Origin of the sequence: Nitratidesulfovibrio sp. 1201_IL3209 (assembly GCF_036763125.1) — a bacterium.
Taxonomy (GTDB): Bacteria; Desulfobacterota; Desulfovibrionia; order Desulfovibrionales; family Desulfovibrionaceae; genus Cupidesulfovibrio.
This window is the reverse complement of sequence record NZ_JBAIYT010000003.1, coordinates 88,769-104,356: the sequence shown is the minus strand read 5'-3', so window position 1 is coordinate 104,356 and position 15,588 is coordinate 88,769. Positions and strand designations below refer to the sequence as shown.

13 protein-coding genes are annotated in these 15,588 nt (G+C 69.4%); all 13 read right to left on the bottom strand.

Annotated elements, in window-relative coordinates; genetic code table 11:
- Positions 1–151: 151 nt before the first annotated feature.
- The 13 genes from V6B97_RS03250 to V6B97_RS03190 all read right to left on the bottom strand — a co-directional run bounded on the left by V6B97_RS03250 (position 152) and on the right by V6B97_RS03190 (position 15,397).
- Positions 152–1,189, bottom strand: coding sequence for an extracellular solute-binding protein (locus tag V6B97_RS03250; protein ID WP_333505124.1), 1,038 nt, complete (start codon positions 1,187–1,189; stop codon positions 152–154).
- Between the two features lie 38 nt (positions 1,190–1,227).
- Positions 1,228–2,001, bottom strand: a complete 774-nt coding sequence (gene potC / locus V6B97_RS03245; RefSeq protein ID WP_333505058.1) for a spermidine/putrescine ABC transporter permease PotC — start codon at positions 1,999–2,001, stop codon at positions 1,228–1,230.
- Position 2,002: 1 nt separating this feature from the next.
- Positions 2,003–2,971: a spermidine/putrescine ABC transporter permease PotB gene (gene potB, locus V6B97_RS03240; protein WP_333505057.1), complete on the bottom strand. Its 969-nt coding sequence runs from the start codon at positions 2,969–2,971 to the stop codon at positions 2,003–2,005.
- Entirely contained in the window at positions 2,958–4,157 is a 1,200-nt protein-coding gene (gene potA / locus V6B97_RS03235) for a spermidine/putrescine ABC transporter ATP-binding protein PotA (protein ID WP_333505056.1), read from the bottom strand. Before potA ends, potB begins: the two co-directional genes overlap by 14 nt.
- Before the next feature lie 762 nt (positions 4,158–4,919).
- Positions 4,920–5,735: a polysaccharide deacetylase family protein gene (locus V6B97_RS03230; protein ID WP_333505055.1), complete on the bottom strand. Its 816-nt coding sequence runs from the start codon at positions 5,733–5,735 to the stop codon at positions 4,920–4,922.
- A gap of 126 nt (positions 5,736–5,861) precedes the next feature.
- Complete coding sequence (gene aroE / locus V6B97_RS03225) at positions 5,862–6,782, bottom strand: shikimate dehydrogenase (RefSeq protein WP_333505054.1); 921 nt, start codon at positions 6,780–6,782, stop codon at positions 5,862–5,864.
- Positions 6,783–7,019: 237 nt separating this feature from the next.
- On the bottom strand, positions 7,020–7,901 hold the full coding sequence (gene hisG, locus V6B97_RS03220; RefSeq protein WP_333505053.1) for an ATP phosphoribosyltransferase: 882 nt from the start codon (positions 7,899–7,901) through the stop codon (positions 7,020–7,022).
- Positions 7,901–8,314, bottom strand: coding sequence for a phosphoribosyl-AMP cyclohydrolase (hisI, locus tag V6B97_RS03215; RefSeq protein WP_333505052.1), 414 nt, complete (start codon positions 8,312–8,314; stop codon positions 7,901–7,903). Before hisI ends, hisG begins: the two co-directional genes overlap by 1 nt.
- Positions 8,315–8,529: 215 nt before the next feature.
- Positions 8,530–9,660, bottom strand: coding sequence for a tRNA (N6-threonylcarbamoyladenosine(37)-N6)-methyltransferase TrmO (tsaA, locus tag V6B97_RS03210; RefSeq protein WP_333505051.1), 1,131 nt, complete (start codon positions 9,658–9,660; stop codon positions 8,530–8,532).
- An 87-nt stretch (positions 9,661–9,747) separates the two neighbouring features.
- Positions 9,748–10,839, bottom strand: a complete 1,092-nt coding sequence (locus V6B97_RS03205) for a thiamine-phosphate kinase (protein ID WP_333505050.1) — start codon at positions 10,837–10,839, stop codon at positions 9,748–9,750.
- A gap of 125 nt (positions 10,840–10,964) precedes the next feature.
- Entirely contained in the window at positions 10,965–13,358 is a 2,394-nt protein-coding gene (locus V6B97_RS03200; protein ID WP_333505049.1) for an ATP-dependent helicase, read from the bottom strand.
- Between the two features lie 56 nt (positions 13,359–13,414).
- Positions 13,415–15,109 (bottom strand): alkaline phosphatase family protein, encoded by a 1,695-nt coding sequence (locus V6B97_RS03195; RefSeq protein ID WP_333505048.1) that lies wholly within the window; start codon positions 15,107–15,109, stop codon positions 13,415–13,417.
- Between the two features lie 84 nt (positions 15,110–15,193).
- Positions 15,194–15,397, bottom strand: coding sequence for a 4-oxalocrotonate tautomerase family protein (locus tag V6B97_RS03190; RefSeq protein ID WP_333505047.1), 204 nt, complete (start codon positions 15,395–15,397; stop codon positions 15,194–15,196).
- Positions 15,398–15,588 lie beyond the last annotated feature (191 nt).

The window sequence follows — 15,588 nt, the reverse complement described above, 5'->3', positions numbered from 1 at the left end:
GGGCTAGGGGCTGTTATCTAACTTAGGATTTTCGTTCGTTGGCAAGGAAAACAAGCCTGCCATGAGGGAGTATACTCTTATCGTATTTGACCGAAATGGCAGGCGACGTTTGACGAAGCCAACGGGCGAAGGGACAAGTTAGAAACAGTCCCTAACTGCCGGTCTTCAGCATCTCCCAGTACTTTTCGTAGACTTCCAGCGCGTTGCCCACGCTGTTGGTGAACTCGGCGTTCTTCAGGTCCGCGTCGGTGGGCGAGGTGATGCGGCTCTTGGCCAACTCGGGCGAAAGCATCTTCTGCGCGGCCACGTTGGGGGTGGAGTAGTTGTATTCCTCCACGCATTCCTTGGCCACGTCGGGCCGCAGCAGGAAGTCGATGAACTTGTGGGCGTTTTCCTTGTGCTTGGCCCCCACGGGGATGGCCAGGCTGTCCACCCACAGGGGCACGCCTTCCCTGGGGTAGACGTACACCAGGTTTTCATTCTCGCCGGCGGCGATGTAGGCGTCGCCGTTCCAGATCAGGCCCGCGGCCACTTCCTCGCTGATGAACGCCTGCTTGCTGGCGGTCACGTCGAACACGCGCACCGAGGGCAGCAGCTTCTTCAGCCATTCGTAGGCGGCCTTGATTTCGGCCTCATTGGTGGAGTTCACCGAGTAGCCCAGCGCCTTCAGGGCCACGCCCATGGAGTCTCGCTGGTCGTCGGACAGGATGACCTTGCCCGCGAACTCGGGACGGTTCAGGTCGTTCCAGCTGGCGACGGTGGCCGGGTCCACCACCTTCCTGTTCACCATCAAGCCCGCCGAGCCCCACATGTAGGGCACCGAGTATTCGTTGCCCGGGTCGAACGGCTGGTCCAGCACCTTGGGCGAAAGGTTCTTGAAATTCTTCAGCTTGGTCTTGTCGATCCTGGCCAGCAGCCCGTCGTCGCGCATCATGGAGATGAAGTAGGTGGACGGCACGATCACGTCGTAGCCCACGCCCTTCAGCAGCTTGATCTTGGCGTACATGGCCTCGTTGGATTCGTAGGTGGTGTACACCACCTTGATGCCCGTCTCCTTGGCGAACCTGTCGAGCACCGACTGGGGCACGTACTCCGACCAGTTGTAGACGTGCAGCACCTTTTCTTCCGCCGCCACGGCGGGGCTTGCGAACAGCGTCGCCGCCAGCACCGCCAGGGCAAGGCCCACCATCACCAGCGCGGCGCGGGCCGCGTGCAGCTTCGTGCGCATCATTTCCTCCTCGTCCTGGTAAGGGTTTGTGCCAGCAGCACCAGCACTATGGTCAGCGCGAACATCACCGCCGACAGGGCGTTGATGTCCGGCTTCACGCCAAGGCGCACCATGGAATAGACGCGCAGGGGCAGCACCTCGAAGGTGGGCCCGGTGACGAAGAAGCTCACCAGCACGTCGTCCATGGACAGGGTGAACGACAGCAGCCACCCCGCCGCCACGGCGGGCGCGGCCAGGGGCAGCAGCACGTGGCGGAAGGCCCGCCATTCCGACGCGCCAAGGTCGCGCGCGGCCTCGATGAGCTGCTCGTCGAACTCGGCCAGGCGCGCCAGCACCGTCACGGTGACGAAGGGCAGCGCCAGGGTGACGTGGGCGGCCAGCAGGGTCCAGAAGCCCAGCTGCACCTGAAGGGCGATGAAGAAGATGAGCAGCGAGATGCCCATGACGATGTCTGGCGACACGGTGAGCACGTAGATGCAGCCGTGCAGCACCTTGCGCCCCGGAAAGCGGTAGCGCCGGATACAGATGGCCGCCAGCGTGCCCAGCACCGTGGCGATGGTGGCGGCCAGGGTGGCCACCGACAGCGAGTTGAGCGCGGCGTCCACCAGCGGGCCGTTGGCGGCCAGGGCGGAATACCACTTCAGGGTGAAGCCCTTCCATTCGGTGGTGTAGCGCGCGTCGTTGAAGGAATAGACGATGACCACCAGGATGGGCACGTACAGGAAGGCATAGACCAGCCAGACCAGCCAGGTGCGGAGGGTGCGCAGCTTCATCCTACGCCCTCCCCCGCGCGCCGTACGCCATGCCGTCGCCGCCATCATGCATCGCATGGTCGCCGTCGGGCGTGCGGCCTGCCCCCCCCATCCCGAGGGTCGCGCCGGTGTCCGCGCCCTTGCGTTCGCGCGCGGCCACGCGGCGGCTGCTGAGCCAGTAGCCGATGATCATCAGCACCAGCAGCGCGGTCATGATGGTGCTGGCGGCGGCGCCCAGCGGCCAGTCGCGCGCCACCAGGAACTGGTTCTTGATGAAGTTGCCGATGAGCATGCTCTTGGCCCCGCCCAGGATTTCCGGAATGTAGAAACACCCCAGCGAGGGCAGGAACACCAGCATGCACCCGGCCACGATGCCCGGCAGGGTCAGGGGCAGGGTGACATGCCAGAAGGCCCGCAGGCTGCTGGCCCCCAGGTCCTTGGCCGCGTCCAGCAGCCGCTTGTCCAGCTTTTCTATGGACGCGTACAGCGGCAGGATCATGAACGGCAGCAGCGTGTAGGTAAGCCCCGTGAACACCGCGAACTCGCCGTACATGAACGACACCGGCTCATCGACCAGCCCCAGGGCCATGAGCACGTTGGAGGCGATCCCCTGCGACTTCAGGATGATGATCAGCGCATAGGTGCGGATGAGCGAGTTGGTCCAGAACGGGATGACCACCAGCAACAGCAGCCACGGCCGCAACGCGCGCCGGGCCGTGGCCACGGCATAGGCGAACGGGTAGCCGATGAGCAGGCACACCAGGGTGCTGGCGGCGGCCAGCCACAGCGATTCGCCCAGAATCCTGACGAACACCGGGTCGGCGAGGCGGGCGTAGTTGTTCCAGGTGAACACCAGGTTCACGAAGTCCGACTCGCCCCGTTCGAGAAAGGTGACCAGCAGCAGGCCGAGGTTGGGCAAAAGGGCGAACAGCCCCAGCCACAACCAGACCACCGCGATGCTGGCGGTGCGGAAGGGTCTACGCCGCGTCATCGGGCAGCAGGACCTCCCATCCGTCCACCCAGCTTACGGCCACGCGCTCGCCGGGGTTGTAGTTGATGTCCTCGTCGTCCTCGTTGAAGAACTCCGCCGCCATCAGGCGCTGCCCGTCGTCCAGGGTGATGACCAGGTCCACGGTGGCGCCCTTGTATACCGATTCCTCGATGCGGCCCCACAGGTGCGGCCAGTCCGGGGTTTCCGCATCCGCAATGCGGTCGATGCGCAAGTCCTCGGGCCGCAGCAGCACCTGCACCGCGTCGCCGGGGGCCAGCCTGCGGCGCGAGCGCACCGGAAACACCGTGCCGCCCACGGTGGCGTCGTACAGGTGTTCGCCGGGCTTCAGGTCCTGCGGCAGGGCGGCGTGCTCCTGCGTGCCGTGGGCGGGAGGGGCCAGGGGCGTGCCCGGCGCGGCCGTCCAGTCCAGGCGCACGGCGTCGATGCGGCCGGGCAGCGCGTTGATGTCGCCCACGAAGCGCGCCACGTACATGTTGGCGGGTTCCTCGTAGATTTCCTTGGGCGCGCCGATCTGCTCGATGCGGCCCTCGTTCATCACCACCACCCGGTCGGACATGGCGAAGGCCTCTTCCTGGTCGTGGGTGACGAACACGAAGGTGATGCCGAGTTGCCGTTGCAGGTGCTTGATTTCCAGTTGCATCTGCTTGCGCAGCTTGAAGTCCAGCGCGCTGAACGGCTCGTCCAGCAGCAGCACCAGCGGGTTGTTGATGACGGCGCGGGCAATGGCCACGCGCTGCTGCTGCCCGCCGGAAAGCTGGCGGGGCTTGCGGTCGGCCAGGGCTTCCAGATGCACCATGCGCAGGGCGTCGAACACGCGGCGGGCGGTCTCGTCCGCCGCAACACCCTGCATCTTCAGGCCGAAGGCCACGTTGTCGCGCACGGTCATGTGCGGGAACAGCGCGTAGTTCTGGAACACGGTGTTCACCTGGCGCTGTTCGGGGGGCACGCGGTTGACCACCTGGCCGTTGATGCGCACCTCGCCCGCCGTGGGCCGCTCGAAGCCCGAGACCAGGCGCAGGATGGTGGTCTTGCCGCAGCCCGACGGCCCGAGCAGGGTCAGGAATTCGCCGTTGCGGATGGTGAGGTCTATGGAGTCGAGCGCCACGGTGTCCTCGAACGTCTTGGTGACGCCGCGCAACTCGATGATGTGTTCCTGTTCTGCCATCGTCGCCTCTTGCTGTACTCTGTCGGGGGGTGACCCCTTCCTTGCGTGCTGGTTATCCTTGTGAGCCGGCGGGCGGGCCGGATGCCGCCGCGACTCCGTCCAATCTCCCCCGGCGCAACGGGCCGAACGCGCGCGGACGCCATGCCGGCCGTGGGCCGGGGCGCCGTGCATCCTCGCGGGGGTGCGTGATTCCGGAAACTGCGGGGCGACGCTCCACGTCGATACGGGCCGGATACCCGCCGTCCTCGACCGGATGGGGACCGGATGGGGGCCGAATGCGCAAGGGCGGGACGGGGATGGGCATGGAACCCGATGCGGTGCCGGTGCGCCGGGGCGCATCGCACCAAAAGCCGGTACGTCGGAGCTTGGCAGGGGGACGGAATCGCTACGCTGCGGAATGCAGGGCGCGCCGGTTACCGGTGCGCATGGGCCGAGGGGCCGGCATCGCCGGCCACGGGCGTTCGGGCGTTGCCGGAGCGGCGAAGCCCCAGATTGCGCACCCGGTGCACCGGCCGGGATGAAAGGATGACCTGCGAGCAGCGTATCATGCGTTCGTCTTCCCTCATGGGGGGCGTCATGGAATGACGTCGTGGCGCTGGCCGGAGACTGCCGCGCGCCCTTGGGGGGCGCGGGCTGGACGGTGGTTGTTCGGGGTCTGTGTGCCATGCGTGGGGCGGGGTGACAAGCAAAAAAACACCCCCGCGCGTTCCCTGCCCCCACATGAGAGCGCACGATTACGAAATCGGCTCCCCCCTGCCCCTGTCACCGCGCCTCCGCAGCCTCCGACCCATCGGACAGGCGCACGAAGCGCACCCCGCGCCGCAGCAGTTCCGGCAGGGCCGCGCGCAGTCCCGCGCCGCTGCCCGCGTCGGGCTTGTTCATGTGCAGCAGCAGGATGTCCCCGTTACGGGCGGCCAGCAGGTTGCGGGCCACGGCCGGGGCGGGCAGCGTGGCCCCGGCGTCGGCCGCCACGGTGCAGCCGGTAACGGTCTGCCCAAGGTCCGCCGCCACGCGCACGGCCACCTCGTCGCAGAACAGGGTGGCGGCCCGGTAGCAACGCGGGCGCGTGCCGGTAAGCGCGGCCAGCCGCCGGGCGTTGGATTCCACCTCGTCCACGAACTCGGCCACGGAGCGAGTACCCCGGATACCGTAGGCGACACGCCCGCTCACCGAGGCGGGCCGGTGGCGCGCACCGTGGTTGGCGATTTCGAACAGCGGATCGCGCGCGAGGTCGGCGGCTTCGGCGGGGTGGGCGGTGAGCCACGGCCCGGCCAGAAACAGGGTGGCGGGCACCCGCAGGTCGCGCAGCAGGGCGATGATGGAAGCATCGTACCCGCCGCCGCAGGCGTCGAACGTCAGGGCCACGGTGACCGGGCCACCTTTGGGAGCGACAGTTGCGGGCAGATGGGTGAGCGTGCCGGGCAGGGCCGGTCCCCACTGGACGGGGTGCTGCCCGCCGTAGCGGGCCTCGAACCGGGCCGCCAGTTCCGGCAGGGGCAGCGTGGCGAGGTCCGGCTCCGCCGACCGGGCTGCCGGTGCGCTCAGCAGGATCAGTAGCGCGGCCAGCAAGGCCAGCACGCACCACGCCCGGCATGGCGCGGGCAATGGAAAGGAATATGGTGCCGACCGGAGGACGGGCCGGGAGGCGGACCGAAGGACGGGCCGGGGCGCGAAGTGTCCCGGACCACCAGCGGCGGCCATGGCCTACCCTTTCCCCAAGCCGGGCAGCGCGCACTGGCCGCAGACGCGGCCCACGGCCACGTCCCCCAGCCCCAGGGCCACGGCGACCAGGGTGCGCGCGCCTTCGGCAGGCAGTTCCAGGCCGGTCCACAGCCGGAACTGCTCGCGGCCCTGCTCCACGAACATGGCCAGACCGTCCTGGGTGTCCCAGCCCGCGTCGGCGGCCTCGGACAGGAAGCGGGTGCGCAGCGGATTGTAGACAAGGTCGTAGGCAAGGCCGGTACGACCCGAGAACCCCTGCGCCGGATACGCGGTGTCGCCCTGCCGCTCGCCGGACATGCCCATGGGGGTGGTGTTGACGACCAGGTCCGCGCCCCAGGCGGTGCGCGCATCCCAGCCCACCACGCCCGCGCCGAATTCGGCGGCCAGGGGGGCGGCCTTTTCCGCGCTGCGCCCGGTGACGGCCACCTCGCCCACCGCGCCATCACCGGTCCGGCCAAGCTCGTTCAGCCCGGCCAGCACGGCGCGGGCCGCGCCGCCGTTGCCCAGCACCAGCGCCCTTGCGCACCGCCACCCTTCCGATGCGCGCTGGCGCAGGGGGGCCAGAAAGCCGGTGACGTCGGTGTTTTCGCCCAGCAGCCGGCCGTCCCGCCAGTACAGGGTGTTCACCGCGCCCACGGCGCGGGCGCGCTCGCTGACGCCATCCAGCAGGGGCAGCACGGCCTGCTTGTGGGGAATGGTGACGCTGGCTCCGCGTATGGGCAGGGTACGCACGGCGGTGACGAAGTCGCCCACCCGGCCCGGCTCCAGCGGCCAGGCCATGTACACGGCAGGGATGTCCAGCAGGCCGAAGCCCCAGTTGTGCAGCAGGGGGCTCATGGTGTGGCCGAGGGGATGGCCGATGATGCCGTAGAGTTCGCGGGGCAGGAACGGATGTGCGGGCATGGGACGGCCTCCGGCGGTTGGCCCCGGCCCTTTCTGTCAGGGCTGACCGTCCACGATGGACGTTTGGGGGGGGGAGCCTCAGCCGTTATGCGAGTCTTCGAGCATTACGGCTGAGGACAGCAGGGCGGGGGCCGGGGAGGGAAACCTTTTGCCTCAGCCGTTAGGCGAGCTTGCGAGCCTTACGGCTGAGGACCGCAGAGCGTCAAAAGCTCCCCTCCCCGGTTCATTGCCTGTGGCTTAAATGACCTTGTTCAGCGAATACTCGATGATGCCTTCGGCGCCGGCGGTGCGCAGACGGGGGATGAGGTCGCGCACCACGCCGTTGTCCACCACGATTTCCACGGCGAACCAGGTGCTGTCGCGCAGCCCGGCCACGGTGGGCGAATTGAGGCTGGGCAACTGGTCGAGCACGGCGTCGAGGTTGCCCGCGGGCACGTTCATCTTCAGGCCCACCAGCGAATCGGCGCGCAACGCGCCTTGCAGCAAGAGGTCGATCTGCTCGATCTTGGCGCGCTTCCACGGGTCGGCCCAGGCGGCCTTGCCGGCGATGAGCACGGTGTTGGTCAGCAACACCTCGGCGATGATGCGCAGGCCGTGGGCCTTGATGGTGGTGCCGGTCTCGGTGACCTCGACGATGGCGTCGGCCAGGCCCTCGACCACCTTGGCCTCGGTGGCGCCCCAGGAGTACTGCACCTTGACGGGGATGCCCGCGTCCTCGAAGTAGCGGCGGGTGACGCCCAGCAGTTCGGTGGCGATGGTGCACCCGGCGAGGTCCTCTGGCCGGACGTAGGGCGAATCGCCGGCCACGGCCAGCACCCAGCGGGCCGGGCGGTTGCTGACCTTGGAATAGACCAGGTCGGACACGGTGACCACGTCGGCCCCGGTTTCCAGCAGCCAGTCCTTGCCGGTCAGCCCCACGTCGAGCACGCCGTCCTCGAGGTAGCGGGGGATTTCCTGTACCCGACAGAGGCGCGCGGTCAGTTCCGGGTCGTTGATTTCCGGAAAGTAGTTGCGGTGATGCTTGCGGATCTTCCACCCGGAACGGGCGAACAGGTTCACGGTGGCTTCTTCCAGCGAGCCCTTGGGAATGCCGATCTTCAGCATGTTGTTGCCGGACATTATTTGTAGACCTCCTTGGGGTCGAACACGCGGGGCGAGCAGATGACGGGCTCTCCGTCCTTCAGCTCTCGGTAGAAACAGCTGCGGTACCCTTCATGGCAGGCCGCGCCGCCCTTCTGTTCCACGAGCAGCAGCACGGTGTCGCTGTCGCAGTCCAGGCGCACGGCCTTGATATGCTGGGTATGGCCCGACGTGCCGCCCTTGTGCCACAACCGGCCACGGCTGCGGCTGAAGTAATGCGCCTCGCCGGTGGCGAGGGTGGCGTCCCATGCCTCCTGGTTCATCCACGCCAGCATCAGCACTTCGCCGGTGGCGGCGCACTGGGCGATGGCGGGCACGAGCCCGTTGGTCTTGACGAAATCGGGGGCGAAATCGGGACGGATGCCTTGCGCGGCGTCGGAAGCCTGAGCCATGTGCGATGTCCTCGCGCGGGGAAATCCCCAAAGGGGTTGCGGGGCAAGGCCCCAAAAAGGTTGTGGAGGAGCGGCCCCGGCTGCTGCTGCTGCGGCGGCGAGTGCCGCGTTTGCCCGGTGCAATGGCCGCAAGGTGGCGAATCTAGCCGTTCCGCGTGACGGACGCAAGGCGGCGCGGCGGGCCAAGGCACCGCGAAGGGCGCCGTTGCGCCCTTTCAGTCCCGCACCTTGGCGTGGGCGGACAGCACCGCCAGTTGCACCCCGGCCAGGTGTTCCAGTTCCTCGGCCAGGGCCAGCGCGCGGGCGGCGGAGGGGCCGGTGCAGCACAGGCCGTGACGCTCCATCCACACCGCGTCGCGGGTGGCGGCGGCAGCGGCCACGGCGTCGGCCAGCGCCTGGGTGCCGGGGGCGTGGGCGGGTGCGAAGCCCAGTTGGCCGCGCAACAGTTCCGATTCGTAGATGGGCAGGCGCAGCATGTCGTCCGGTGACACCAGCGCGCCCAGAGCCAGCAGGCGCGGCGGGTGGGTGTGCACCACGGCCTTGGCGTCGGGCCGGGCGCGGTAGATGGCCAGATGCATGGCCCCTTCCGACGAGGGGTTGCCCCCGGCCAGCACCGCGCCGGTGGCGATGTCCACCAGCGCGAGGTCGCCGGGGCCAAGGTCACCCTTGGCCGCGCCGGAGCAGGTCAGCAGGCAGGCCGTGCCCACGCGCAGGCTGGCGTTGCCGTTGAACCCGGAATACAGGCCGCGCTGCCAGCCGCGCAGGCAGATGCGCCGCAACTCGTCGGCGTGTCCGTCGGGGATGCCCTCTCCCCATGGCGAGGGCGCGGAGCCGGACACTACGTGTACGAATGCTCCACCATTTACACTACCATCCGTCATACGCTTCGTATCACTGCCCACGCCGACATCGCCGCCCTGAACCGGTTCCGGCTGGCGCTGGCGGTACGAGGTCTTGATGTCGATGACCGGCGTGCCGTCCAGCGCTTCCAGCGGGGCCACGCGCAGGCGCATGGAGCCGTCCGCGCCGGGGGCCAGTTCCAGCAGGCGCACCTCGTGCAGGCCCACGGGGTTGGGCCGGGCGGGCGAGCGGGTGTTGAACACGCCGCGTTTGGGGCGGCGCATGTCGCCGCGCGGGTGCACGGACAGCACGCTGCGGTCGGCGCGGTGCAGCCAGGTGAGCAGGGTCAGGGACAGGCCCGGCGCCAGGGTATCCAGGCCGGGCACGTAGGGCGCGGCGATCTCCACCCACGCCTCGGGCGCGCCCTCGTCGCCCTGCTTGGGGCACTGCGAAAAATCGGTGAGCGGCGACACGATGACGCCGATGGGCCGCAGGGTGGTGTCCATGTGCGCACACTCCTTGATTGCCAATGACGACAGACCAAACACCCCTGAGGGGCCGCCGGAGGCGTCCAAAAAACGAGCCCCTGTCTCCTACCCCGAAAAATGGTCGAACCCGGCGGACACGGGCAAATCACCATTGACCAGCACCACGCCGTCGGCGGTGACCCGGCCGAGCAGGGTCAGACCGGGCACGGCCGCGCGCACGGCGTCGAGCATGGCCGGACGGCAGCTGCCCAGCAGGGCGTAGTCCTCGCCGCCGGTGAAGGCCATGTCCACGGGGTCCAGGTCGTTGGCCAGGGCGTAGGCGCGCACCTCGCCGGGCTGGGCATCAGGGTCCATGGCCAGTTCCGCGCCCAGGCCGCTGCCCCGGTCCGCACCGATGAGCCGGGGCAGGTCGCGCGCCAGCCCGTCGGACACGTCCATGAGCGCGATCCGCGCATCGCCGGTGCCGCAGATGGCCGCCAGCGCCAGCCCGGCCGCCACCTGCGGGCGCGGCCGCAGGTGGGCGCGGCATGCCTCGGGGTACAGGCGGGCGGCTTCGGTTCCCATGCTTTCCAGCGCCAGCAGGCCCACGCGGGCCAGCCCCGCACGGCCCATCAGGAACAATTGGTCGCCCGGCTGGCAGCCGCCCCGGCGCAGGAAGGGGGACGCGCCCCCGGAGGCGGGGCGCGGAAGGATACCGGCATTCCCGCCGCCGCTCCCGTCCCCGCCCACGCCCGCGCCACCCTCCGCAACGCCCGCAGGGGCCGGGCGCGGCGCGGGGCCGCCCCACACGGTGATGCACAGGGACAGGGCGTCGCCACGGGTCAGGTCGCCGCCGGTCAGGGCCATGTCGTGCTCGCGGGCCAGGGCGGCCATGGCGGCCAGCATTTCGTCGCAGAACTCGCGCGAAAGGTCGGCGGGCGCGGTGAGCGCCAGGCTGAAGCCCAACGGGCGCGCCCCGCAGGCGGCCAGGTCGCTGATGTTCACGGCCAGGGCCTTGTGGCCGATGTCGCCGGGGCTGAAATAGCTGGTGCGGAAGTGGCTGTGCTCGTTGAACAGGTCGGTGCTCACGGCCATGCGCGGCGGGCAGGCGATGACGGCGCAGTCGTCGCCGCGCCCCACGCACAGGTGGGGATGGGCGTTGGTGAAGTGGCGGTCGATGGCGGCGAGGAAATCGTCCTCGGAGGCAAGCCGGGTCATGCGAAGGCTCCTGGTCAGGTGATGTGGGACGCGTCCGGTGTGGGACGCGTCTGGGGCGCTGGCGACATCTTTCGCGCCGCCGCAGCATGCCGTCAGCAAAGCAGCGCACGGCTGCGGTGCCCGCGTCAGTCGGATTCCAGCGTCAGGTATTCGGCCATGATCACCTTGAGGCCGAAACCGGGAAAGTTCACGCGATACTTGTCGGGCGGCAGGTGCTGCACAATCTTGCCGCGCCCGAAGATGCGGTGGGTGCAGTAGCCGCAGCGCCCGGCCGGAGCCGTGCCGCCGGACAACGGCGAGGGTGTGCCCGCCGCATCGGGGGCGGGCTGCGCTGCGGCGGGGGATGCCGGCGACGGGGCCGGTGATACGGGGACCGGCGACATGGTGTCATGGCGGGCTGCCGCCCCCCCTGCCCTGCCCGGCGCGGTCCCTTCGGCGAACATGGGCGGCCGGGGGATGCCGGGCGCGCCGTCGAAGCGTCCTGTCCCCATGCCCTGCGCGAAGCCGCCGCCCCCCCCGCTTCCATTGACAAGGCCCCTGCCCCCGCCGAATCCGGCCCCGCGCTGCCCGTTGTGCGCATCGCGGCGCATCAGGCCGCCGGAATAGCTTTCGTGCAGTTCGTCGAACAGATGCGCGGGCAGTTCGCGCACGAAGGGGCTGGGCACGGCGGGCTGGTTGCCGCCGTCGCCCCGGCTGTACAGGCTGGCGGGCACGAACAGGCACAGGTGGTCGCGGGCGCGGGTGCAGGCCACGTACATCAGCCGCCGCTCTTCCTCGAAGTCCTCGGCGCGGGCGATGGCGTGCCGCGAGGGAAAGCGCTCCTCCACCAGGTCGATGAGCAGCACCGCGCCCCACTCCAGCCCCTTGGCCGAGTGGATGGTGGACAGCACCACGCTGTCGCGGTTTTCCTCTTCCTCGCCGGGGTCTTCCAGCGACAAGTCGGAAATGAACAGGTCCAGGTCGCGGTAGGCGGCGGCGATTTGCAGCAGTTGTTCCAGCCCCTGCTGGCGGCGGGGCCAGTCGTCGGGGAAGGCGGCCTCCATGCGCGGCTTGTAGTGCTCCATCACTTCTTCGAGCAGCGAGGTGGGCGTGTGCGGCCGCTTGCGCAGGCCGTCCAGCAGGTCCAGGTCGGCGCGCAGTTCGGGGTAGCGCTGGCAGGCGCGGCGGGTGGCCTCCGCGTCGCCCAGGCGGGCGATGTCGTACAGCTTCAGGGTGGTCTTGGGCCCCACCCCCTTGGACATGGCGGCGATGCGCTGGAACGCGGGCAGGTCCAGCGGGTTCAGCACCAGGCGGGCGTAGGACAGCACGTCCTTGACGTGGGCCGCCTCGGAGTAGCGCAGCCCGCCGTACTTGCGGAACTTCACGCCCAGTTTGTTCAGCTGCACTTCCACGTGGTACGACTGGTACCCTGCCCGGAACAGCACGGCGATATCGTGCGGCGGGTAGCTGCGCAGAAATTCCACGATGCGCGACACCACCAGCGAAGCCTGGGTCAGATCGCTGAGCGGGCGCACCACCTGCGGCCTGTCGCCGCCTTCTCGCGCGGCGAACAGCCTCTTGCGGAAGGCCTGGGGGGCCTCTTCGAGGATGGCGTTGGTTAGGTCCAGCACCGGCTGCACGGAGCGGTAGTTCTCCTCCAACTTGATGAGTTGCACGGCGGGGAACAGCTTGGGGAAATCCAGGATGTTGCGCACGTCCGCCCCGCGAAAGGCGTAGATGGACTGGGCGTCGTCGCCCACGGCCATGACGTTGCCGCCCTCGCCCGCCAGCAGGTGCACCAGCCGGGCCTGCACCAGGTTGGTGTCCTGGTACTCGTCCACCATGATGTAGCGGAATTTGGCGCGGCACCAGTCCAGCACGTCGGCCCGCTCGCGCAGCAGCCGTTCCAGTTCGAAGAGCAGGTCGTCGTAGTCCAGCAGGCCGTGCTCGCGGCGGTAGGCGTGGTAGGCCGCGGCGATGCGTCCGATGGGTTCGGCGTGCACCAGCAGGTGGTACGCCTCGCGCCGGATCACCTCGTCGATGTCCAGTTCCTTGTTGCGGGACTTGCTGATGAGCCCCACGATGTTCTGGGTGCGCGGGAAGGAGCGGTCGCCCTTGCCGATGCCCAGGTTGTCCTTGCAGTGGCGCACCGCGTCCACGATGTCCGCGCCGTCCATGACGGTGAGGTCGCCCGCCTCGTAGCCCGAGGGGCGGAACTGGCGCAGCACCGAATAGGCGAAGGCATGAAAGGTGCCGCCCTGCACCCCGGTAACCCCGTGCACCCCGCCGTGCACGGCGGCGGTGGCGCTGTGTTCCAGCAGCCGCCCGGCCCGGTGCAGCATTTCGCGCGCGGCCTTGCGGGTGAAGGTAAGCAACAGGATGGACGAGGCGGGCACACCCTGCTCCACCAGATTGGCCAGCCGGTAGACGATGGTGCGGGTCTTGCCGCTGCCCGCCCCGGCAATGACCAGCACCGGGCCTTCCAGGGTGGTGGCGGCCTGATATTGGGCGGGGTTCAGTTCGTTTCGATAATCTATCATATGATTGCCGGATGGTGATCGGTGCGTTTGCGGTGTGACGTCTTTGCTGGCGGGGTTCAGCGCGCGCGGATGATGTGACTATCGGAAAGCGACGCAGGCGACAGGGTGGAATGCGGCAGGTTCGGGGCGGCATCCGCCGGGTCGGGCGGGTCTGCGGCGGCATCATTCCCGGATGGGGCAATTCCGGAGGAGTCCTTTGCGGACGAGTCAGGGCCGCCGGGGGCGGACACCCTTCCCCGCCAACTCGCCTGCCCGGTGAGAGCGGCCGGATAGCCCACGGAACGCGGCGGCGCATCCAGCCCGAAGTGGCGCAGCACGGCCGCGCCCGCGTCGCGCACCGAAACGGGTGCGCTGCCGTCCGGCTGCGAATCGTACCAGAAGGCGTCGTCCGGGGTGTGGGTGCCGGTGCGGCCAAACTGTTCCGGCAGGCCGAAGATCTGGGTGCGGTTCCATTTGGCCTTCAGGTCGAAGCCGTAGGCGGGCACGCAGACCAGGTCCGGCGCGGCCCAGCGCATGGGCGGACCGTCAGCGTGGGCGGAGGTGGTGGCGGGTTCGCCCGCACCGAAAACATGCCCGGCCGCTCCCGGTCCGGAAGCAGCCTGCCCCGGCGCGCACTGGCCCAACGCCCCCTGACCGGGCACCTCCGGCCCGTAGGCCTCGTCCGCCGTGAGCACGGCGCGGAACACCGGCGTGCCTTCGAACGTCAATTCCATAAGCTCGTGCCGCAGCCGTTCGGACAGATGCCGCCCGGCCGCATCGTCCAGCGTGCCGTCAGGAAAGCGGCGGCGGGTGCGCAGGTAGATGCGGCCGGGGTCCAGCGCGAAGGCCGCGCTGTCCGGATGCAGGGTGGCGGAGTCCAGTTCGCCGCACTGTTCCACGCCGCCGGGCGTGACCTGGCGCAGCAGGCCCTGCCCGCGCAGCCAGGCGTTCAGGTCCACCTCGGCGCGCACCGGGCCGAAGCCGTGGTCGGCCAGCGCCAGCAGGCGCACCGGGCGGCCGTCGCGCGCGGAAAGGGCCTTGACGAGGTCCAGCACCTCGCCCACCAGCGCATCCCATTCCGCCAGAAAGTCCATGCACGCCGGGTGCAGCGGGTGGTCTTCGCCGATCACCGCGTCCCACAGGAAGTGAAACAGCCGGTCGGTCTCCGTCAGCACCAGCACGAACAGGTTCCACGCAAGGTCCGGCCACAGCAGGCGCAGCGCCGCGCGGCGCGAGGCCAGGGTGGCGCGCAGTTCGGCCAGCAGATGGGCCGGGTCCGAGCCGCCGCGCGCGGTGTCGGCCTCCAGCCGGTAGCCCGCCCCGGCCAGCGGCCCCAGCAGGAACGGCGGGTGCACCGCCCGCGCCAGGTCGTGCGCCACGAATCCGGAGACGAGCATGCCCGGAATGGGCCGCGCCGGATAGGTGTTGGGCAGGTTGACGACCCGGCTGGTCAGCCCGCGCTGGCCCAGGCGGTCGAAGATGGTGGGCGCGGCCACCTGCGAGAAGTCGGCCAGCGACAACCGGCGCGTGGCCACGTTGAACCGCGTGAAGCCGTACACCCCATGCGTTTCCGGGCCGGACGCCGTGTAGAACGAGGTCCAGTTCACCGGCGAGAGGTCGGGAAGCTCGGCGGCCAGGGCCGACGCGTTGGGGGATGCGGCGATGCGGGCAAGGTTGGGGGTGCGGCCCCGCACGCAGAGGTGGCGGGCCAGCGAGAACGGCAGGCCGTCCAGCCCGAGCACCACCAGGCGGGGGCGCGTGTCCGTGTGCATACCCGGTTTGTAGCAGATGGGGGGGCGATGCGCCAGCGCGGGGATGCCGCGGGGGCGGCCGTGGCCACGCCACGCCCCTTCCGGCTACGCGCCGCGCTTGCGCCGGGCGGTGATGGTTTCCCCGCCCACACCCCAGTTGTCGGTGTCCACCTCGTCGATGGTCACCACGGTGGTGGCGGGGTTCTTGCCGAGGATGTCCACCAGCAACTGCGTGACGCCCTGAATGAGCGCCGCCTTCTGCTCGCTGGTCGCGCCCTCGCGGGTGATGCGGATGTTGACGTAGGGCATGGGGCCTCCTTGCAAAAAGGAACGTGCGGGCGGGGCCAGTATCGCCGGCCGCGCGGCGAACGTCCAGCCGGGCAGCCACCGGAACGCCACGAGTGCATCCGGGGCACGCGATGCGGCGGTTTTGACGCCCGAAGCCGGCTCGGCTATATCATCGGGGATATGCCCCGTTCCCGGCAATCTGCCCCTCCCCG

Excerpts from the sequence above, each read along its gene's own strand:
- potB (WP_333505057.1), bottom strand. The coding sequence starts at position 2,971 with ATGACGCGGCGTAGACCCTTCCGCACCGCCAGCATCGCGGTGGTCTGG.
- V6B97_RS03250 (WP_333505124.1), bottom strand. The coding sequence starts at position 1,189 with ATGGTGGGCCTTGCCCTGGCGGTGCTGGCGGCGACGCTGTTCGCAAGC.
- hisI (WP_333505052.1), bottom strand. The coding sequence starts at position 8,314 with ATGGCTCAGGCTTCCGACGCCGCGCAAGGCATCCGTCCCGATTTCGCC.
- potC (WP_333505058.1), bottom strand. The coding sequence starts at position 2,001 with ATGAAGCTGCGCACCCTCCGCACCTGGCTGGTCTGGCTGGTCTATGCC.
- hisG (WP_333505053.1), bottom strand. The coding sequence starts at position 7,901 with ATGTCCGGCAACAACATGCTGAAGATCGGCATTCCCAAGGGCTCGCTG.
- tsaA (WP_333505051.1), bottom strand. The coding sequence starts at position 9,660 with ATGGACACCACCCTGCGGCCCATCGGCGTCATCGTGTCGCCGCTCACC.
- V6B97_RS03195 (WP_333505048.1), bottom strand. The coding sequence starts at position 15,109 with ATGCACACGGACACGCGCCCCCGCCTGGTGGTGCTCGGGCTGGACGGC.
- potA (WP_333505056.1), bottom strand. The coding sequence starts at position 4,157 with ATGGCAGAACAGGAACACATCATCGAGTTGCGCGGCGTCACCAAGACG.
- aroE (WP_333505054.1), bottom strand. The coding sequence starts at position 6,782 with ATGCCCGCACATCCGTTCCTGCCCCGCGAACTCTACGGCATCATCGGC.
- V6B97_RS03200 (WP_333505049.1), bottom strand. The coding sequence starts at position 13,358 with ATGATAGATTATCGAAACGAACTGAACCCCGCCCAATATCAGGCCGCC.
- V6B97_RS03190 (WP_333505047.1), bottom strand. The coding sequence starts at position 15,397 with ATGCCCTACGTCAACATCCGCATCACCCGCGAGGGCGCGACCAGCGAG.
- V6B97_RS03205 (WP_333505050.1), bottom strand. The coding sequence starts at position 10,839 with ATGACCCGGCTTGCCTCCGAGGACGATTTCCTCGCCGCCATCGACCGC.